The sequence below is a fragment of the Micromonospora sp. NPDC005367 genome, from assembly GCF_040606825.1.
GTDB lineage: Bacteria > Actinomycetota > Actinomycetes > Mycobacteriales > Micromonosporaceae > Micromonospora.
In genome coordinates this window covers 42545-48544 of record NZ_JBEXFP010000050.1, presented here as the reverse complement: position 1 = coordinate 48544, position 6000 = coordinate 42545, and the positions used below count along the sequence as shown (strand labels likewise).

The following is a 6000-nucleotide window of genomic DNA, read 5'->3' as shown; positions in this document are numbered from 1 at the left end:
CGAAGAAGTCCGGCATGGACGAGCGGGCCGCGGTCATCTCGATCGCCACCAGCCTGCAGGAGTCGAAGCTGCACAACCTGGGCCACCTCGGCGACGCCAACGACCACGACTCGCTGGGCCTGTTCCAGCAGCGCCCGAGTTCGGGTTGGGGCAGCCCGGAGCAGATCACCGACCCCCAGTACGCCACCACCGCGTTCCTCAAGGGTCTCAAGCAGGTCGACGGCTGGCATGACATGCCGCTGACCCAGGCCGCCCAAACCGTGCAGGTGTCGGCCTACCCGGACGCCTACGCCCAGTGGGAACAGCAGGCCGCCGACCTCGTCGCCCAGCACTGGAACAGCTGACAACCACAGACCACGAAAGCCCGAACTGTTGGCCGGCACCCCACCACGGGGTGCCGGCCAACAGCATCTCCACACACAGCCCGCGGGGGCACACCGGCACAGCCGCGCCGAGCCGCACGCAGCGCGGTGCACACACGCGCCGGTCCGGACCCGGCACCGGCGCGTACACGAGCCGAGCTTCGGGCGGGGGCGCAGCGGTACACCCACACACGGGCCGAGCCGCGCCGTGCGCAGCGGCGCCTACACCCGCAAACAGGAGCGGTCCGAACAAGGGGAACGAGCGCTGGGCGTACGCAAGGCGCGCGTGCAGGCGACGAATCCTGGACAGTTGCTGCGCGGCGAACGTCATCGCGCGTACCGCCGGGGAGCGAAATGGTTCCGCTTGACCAGCCGGCGCCCAGCGGATCGGCGCCAGAAATCCCGTTGACAGGGTGGGGACCATCGGCGCGTGACAACCGAGATTCGCACATCCTGGACGGTGCGTCCGCTGCACCCCGACGAACCCGATGCGGCGGCCCTGCTGCGCGAGTACTTCGCGGAGATAGTGGAGCGCTACTACCGGCGGCCCCTCCGGCCCGGCGAGGTCGAGGCCGCGATGGACGAGTCGCCCAGTAGTGACCTGGTGGCGCCGACCGGAACGCTGCTCCTGGCCGCCTGCGACGGGCGCCCGGCCGGCTGCGCCGGGCTGCGATTCCGTCCGGACTGGGCCGAGCTGACCCGCGTCTACGTACGCCCCGAACAGCGCGGGCGCGGCGGCGGCGCGGCGCTGCTCGCGGCGGCCGAGGCATGCGCGCGTAACGCCGGCGCGGACCGGATCCGCCTGGACACCCGCAGCGACCTGGTCGAGGCGCGAGCCCTCTACGCCCGGCACGGGTACCTGGAGATCCCGGCGTACTCGCAGGACAAGTACGCCGAGCACTGGTTCGAGAAGTTGCTGCCCACACCGGTTGACGATGTGGACGGATCGCGCTGTTAAAGAACAGAAAGTTGAGCCACCCGGACTCAACCTGAACCCTTGGACTGGAGAACCGAGGAGCGACCATGTTGATGCGGACCGACCCGTTTCGTGAGATCGACCGGCTCGCCGAGCAGTTCCTGGGCACCACCGCCCGCCCGGCGGTCATGCACATGGACGCCTACCGCGACGGCGACTTCTTCTACGCGGCCTTCGACCTGCCCGGTGTCGAGCCGGAGAGCATCGACTGCACGGTGGAGCGAAACGTGCTGACCGTACGCGCCGAGCGGCGCCGGCCCACCGACGACAAGGTCGAGCTCGTGGCCGCCGAGCGACCGATGGGCGTCTTCACCCGGCAACTGTTCCTCAGCGACACCGTCGACGCCGACAACCTGGAGGCGGGCTACGAGAACGGTGTGCTCACGCTCCGGATCCCGGTGGCCGAGCGCGCCAAGCCGCGGCGGGTACCCGTGGTCTCGAACGGCAACGGCCGCAAGCAGATCAACGCCTGACCACGACGCGTGCAGCGGGACGGCCGGTGTGGCCGCCCCGCCGCACGTGCTTGCGAGGCTCTGCGCGCGCAGAGCCGAACCCGGCCGGCCTTGGAGTGTGCCGGGACGTACCGGGTAGTCAGCGGGTCAGGAACTCGTCGGTGGCGGCACGGATCGCGGTGACGAACGCGGCTACTGCCGGGTGGGCCGCCGCGCCCCGCCGGTACGCGATCCGGGTCCGGCGTCGCGTCGGCAACGGAACCAGCCGGACCCCGTCGGGCAGCTGCGCGCAGGCGAGCTGCGGTACGAGCGAGACGCCCTGACCGGCGGCGACCAGAGCGAGCACGGCGGTGAAGTCGTCGGCCCGGTGCCGAACGCGGGGCGTGAAGCCGGCCGCGCGGCAGACCCGCAACGTGACCGTGTGGCAGAGGGTGCCGGGCGTCGCGACGATCCACGCCGCGTCCCGCACCTCGTCCAGCGCGCTGCGGCCGATCTGCGATGCGGCGTCGGCCGCGGGTTGGTCGGCGGCGAGCGCGGCGGGCGGTCCTGTGCCGGGAATGGCGAGGAAGACCGTCTCGTCCAGCAACGGCATCGTGTCCAGCGCCGGATCGGGCTCGACCGGCACGACGTCGTAGTCGTGTAGCAGCCCGACGTCGAGGCGCCGCTCCCGCAGCGCGTCGGGCACCGCCACCGGGTCCAGTTCGGTGACGGTCAGCTCCAGCCCCGGATGCCGCCCCAGCGCGACCAGGGTCGCGGGCAGCAGCGTCGGGACGGCGGTGGGGAAGGCGCCGATGCGCAGCGGCCCGGTCAGGCCCGTGGCCACCGCGACGAGCGCGGCCGTGGCCTGTTCCAGCGCCGCGAGAACCGATTCGGCGTGCACGACGAGCACACGACCGGCGGGAGTGAGGGTGACCCGCCGGCCGCTGCGCTCCAGCAGTGCCACACCGGCCTCCCGTTCCAACGCGGACAGTTGCTGGGAGACCGCCGACGGAGTGTAGGTGTGCGCCTGCGCGACGGCCGCGATGGTGCCCAGGCGGGACAGGTCGTAGAGCAGGCGCAGCCGGCGCACATCGAGCATCAGTTCAGCTTACGGTTCGGTCAAGCAAAGCGAACTAGACCTTACGCTTCGGGTATCGGACGCTGGTCCCATGACGCTCTCCGGTGTGTACGTACCGCTGATCACCCCGTTCGACGCCGCTGGCGCGGTGGCCCACCCCGCGCTGGAGGCGTTGGCACACGAGGTGCTGGATGCCGGCGCGGCCGGCCTGGTCGCACTCGGCACCACCGCCGAGCCGGGCTCCCTCGACCAGGAGGAGCAGGAGTCGGTGGTCGACCTGCTCGCGCGCGTCTGCCAGGAGCGGGACGCCCCGCTGCTGGTCGGCGCCAACACACCGGCGGCGGTGACCGCGCTACGTGGACGGCCCGAGGTGACCGCCGGGCTCAGCCTGGTGCCACCTTTCGTCCGCCCCGGCGAGTCCGGCGTCGTCGCCCACTTCGCGGCGCTGGCAGCGGCCAGTCCGGTCCCGCTGGTCGTCTACCACGTTCCGTACCGCACCGGGCAGCAACTCTCCCCGGAGACGCTCCGTCGACTCGCCACGCTGCCCGGAGTCATCGGCGTCAAGCTGGCCGTCGGCGTTATCGAGGCCGACACGGTACGGCTGCTGGCCGATCCGCCCGCCGGGTTCGCGGTGCTCGGCGGCGACGACACTGTGATATCCCCGCTGCTGGCGCTCGGCGCTCACGGCGGAGTCCTGGCCTCCGCGCACCTGGCCACGGCCGGCTTCGTCGAACTGGCTGACGCCTGGCGGGCGGGCGACGCGAATCGGGCTCGCGCGCTGGGGCACCGGTTGGCCGAGCTGTCGGCTGCCCTCTTCGCCGCGCCGAATCCCACCCTCGTCAAGGCGGTTCTGCACGCTCAGGGTCGGATCCCGGCCCCCACGGTACGGCTACCCCTGGTTCCACCCGACGACGAGAGCGTCCGCGCGGCCGTGCAGCGGCTCGCCGCGGTGCCCGGCACGCCCGCCGTCACGATTGGCTGACCGCCGCACGGCTCGTGCCCGTACCGCCCCGGCCAGTGCTGGACCGACCCGGGTCGGCAAGCGGCCGCATCCGGTCCGGTTGCCGTCACTCCTGGCGCACCGGGTAGAGCGCGGCGAGTCGGTGCGCGGTGCCGGTGAAACGTTCCCGCAGCTCCGGCGGGCCGAGCACCTCCACCTCGGCGCCGAGCTTGAGCAGCTCGATGTGGCCGTGCTTGACCGACTCGATCGGCACCGTGGTGAGCAGCCAGCCGTCGGCGTCCGGCTCGCCGGCCGCCGCCCGGGCCGCCCGGCTCATCGCCGGTGGGAAGACGAACGGCATCAGCTCCAGCGCCGCCGCCGTCATCCGAACCCGGGCCTGCGCCCGGTAGACGCCCTGCTCGTAGCGGTCGGCGTGCTCCCGCCAGCAGCGGGCCAGGTCGAAGCCTTCCGGCCGGTCGGCCGGGTCGTCGAGCGTGACCAGGTCCAGGATCGCCCCGACCCGGTAGGTGCGCACGTCACCATCGACGGCGGCGACCAGATACCACCGGCCGGCCTTGAGCACCAGCCCGAGCGGGTCGAGGAGGCGGGTCACCTCGCGCGGCGCCTGCCACCGGCGGTAGCGCACCCGGACCCGGCGGTCCGCCCAGACCGCCTCGGCGAGCGCGGGCAGGTACGGGGTGGGTTCCGGATCGCGGAACCAGCTCGGCGCGTCCAGGTGGAAGCGTTGCCGGATCCGTCCGCTCCGGTCGGCCAGTTCGGCCGGCAGCGCGGCCCGCACCTTCAGCTCCGCGGCGGCCAGCTCCGAGCCGAGGCCCAACTCGGCCGCGGGACCGGGCACGCCGGCCAGGAAGAGGGCTTCCACCTCGGCCGGGGTCATTCCGGTGAGCCGGGTGTGGTAGCCGTCCAGCAGCCGGTAGCCGCCGGCCGGTCCGCGCTCGGCGTAGACCGGCACTCCGGACGCGCCGAGCGCCTCCACGTCCCGGTAGACGGTCCGCACCGACACCTCGAGCGCGGCGGCGAGCTCCTGCGCCGTCATCCGGCCCCGGGTCTGCAGGAACAGCAGCAGGGACACCAGCCGACTCGCACGCACCGCCCGACGGTATCCGGCGTGTCCGACAGATATCGTCGGGCGCGCCTCACCGGCTCGCCCACCCGAATCTGAGAACCTTTTTCACATGGTTTTCCCCGAGGCCCCGGCACTGGCCCGACCGTCGGCCGCCCCCGCCCTACCCGCCGGCCCCACGGAGTTCACCGAGGCATGGCTGCACAACCGTCGACTGTCGGCACACACCCGCGACGCCTACCGCCGGGACATCGCCGGCTGGCTCGCCTGGTGCGCCGAACGCGACCTGAACCCGCTGCGCGCGAGCTTCCTCCAGGTCAACGAGTACGCCCGCGACCTGGAGAACACCCGCAACGTGCGCACCGGGCGGCCGCTGACCCCGGCCAGCGTGGCCCGCAAGCTCTCCGCCCTGTCCAGCTGGTACGACTTCCTGGCCAAACTGCGCGCGGTCGACGCCAACCCGGTGGCCGGCGCGGACCGTCCCCGCATCGACCGGGACCACTCGGCGACGGTCGGGCTCACCCCGGAAGAGGTCGACGCGCTGCTCACCGCGGCGGAGACGGAGACCGGTCCGACGGCGGCCCGTAACCGCGCCGCCGTCGCCCTGCTGGCCGACCTCGGACTGCGGGTAGGGGAGCTGGTCTCGCTCGACGTCACCGACCTCGGCGCGGAGCGGGGACACCGCAGCGTGCGGTTCACCGGCAAGGGGGGCCGGCAGCGCCGCCGGGCGTTGACCCCCGGCACCGCGTACGCGGTGGACGACTACCTGGCGCAGCGCGCCGCCGCGGCCGGCGTGCCGGTGAGCGAGCTGACCGGGCCGCTGCTGGTCACCGCCACCGGCAGCCGGCTGGACCGGCACGCGGTGTTCCGGATGGTACGCAGGCTGGCCCGGGCGGCCGGCATCCCGGCGTGGGCGAAGCTCTCCCCGCACTCGCTGCGGCACGCGTTCGCCACCACCGCCCGCGCCGAGGGGGTGCCGCTCGAGGACGTGCAGGACGCGATGGGGCATGCGGATCCCCGCACCACCCGTCGCTACGACCGGGACCGGCACAACCTCGACCGCGATCCCGCGTACGTCATCTGGGCCGCCCGGTCCCGCCGGCGCGGCTGAGCCGCCGGGCGGGATCGG

At 73.0% G+C, this 6000-nt stretch carries 6 protein-coding genes and 1 pseudogene; 5 read left to right on the top strand and 2 right to left on the bottom strand.

The window, feature by feature from the left end:
- The 3 genes and pseudogenes from ABZS42_RS26535 to ABZS42_RS26525 form a co-directional block, all read left to right on the top strand.
- Window positions 1-344: pseudogene (locus ABZS42_RS26535) on the top strand (hypothetical protein); the annotation flags it as partial.
- A 448-nt stretch (window positions 345-792) separates the two neighbouring features.
- Window positions 793-1320, top strand: coding sequence for a GNAT family N-acetyltransferase (locus tag ABZS42_RS26530; protein WP_355149709.1), 528 nt, complete (start codon window positions 793-795; stop codon window positions 1318-1320).
- Between the two features lie 65 nt (window positions 1321-1385).
- Window positions 1386-1811 (top strand): Hsp20/alpha crystallin family protein, encoded by a 426-nt coding sequence (locus ABZS42_RS26525; protein WP_355149707.1) that lies wholly within the window; start codon window positions 1386-1388, stop codon window positions 1809-1811.
- A gap of 118 nt (window positions 1812-1929) precedes the next feature.
- Here the strand turns inward: ABZS42_RS26525 and ABZS42_RS26520 are convergent, their stop codons facing one another.
- A complete protein-coding gene (locus tag ABZS42_RS26520; protein WP_355149705.1) occupies window positions 1930-2868 on the bottom strand; it encodes a LysR family transcriptional regulator in 939 nt (312 codons plus the stop codon).
- Between the two features lie 70 nt (window positions 2869-2938).
- Here ABZS42_RS26520 and ABZS42_RS26515 point away from each other — a divergent pair, with 70 nt between their 5' ends.
- Entirely contained in the window at window positions 2939-3829 is an 891-nt protein-coding gene (locus tag ABZS42_RS26515) for a dihydrodipicolinate synthase family protein (protein ID WP_355149703.1), read from the top strand.
- A gap of 85 nt (window positions 3830-3914) precedes the next feature.
- Here the strand turns inward: ABZS42_RS26515 and ABZS42_RS26510 are convergent, their stop codons facing one another.
- Window positions 3915-4898, bottom strand: a complete 984-nt coding sequence (locus tag ABZS42_RS26510) for a WYL domain-containing protein (protein WP_355149701.1) — start codon at window positions 4896-4898, stop codon at window positions 3915-3917.
- 85 nt (window positions 4899-4983) lie between these two features.
- Here ABZS42_RS26510 and ABZS42_RS26505 point away from each other — a divergent pair, with 85 nt between their 5' ends.
- On the top strand, window positions 4984-5982 hold the full coding sequence (locus ABZS42_RS26505; RefSeq protein WP_355149699.1) for a tyrosine-type recombinase/integrase: 999 nt from the start codon (window positions 4984-4986) through the stop codon (window positions 5980-5982).
- The last annotated feature ends 18 nt before the right edge of the window (window positions 5983-6000 follow it).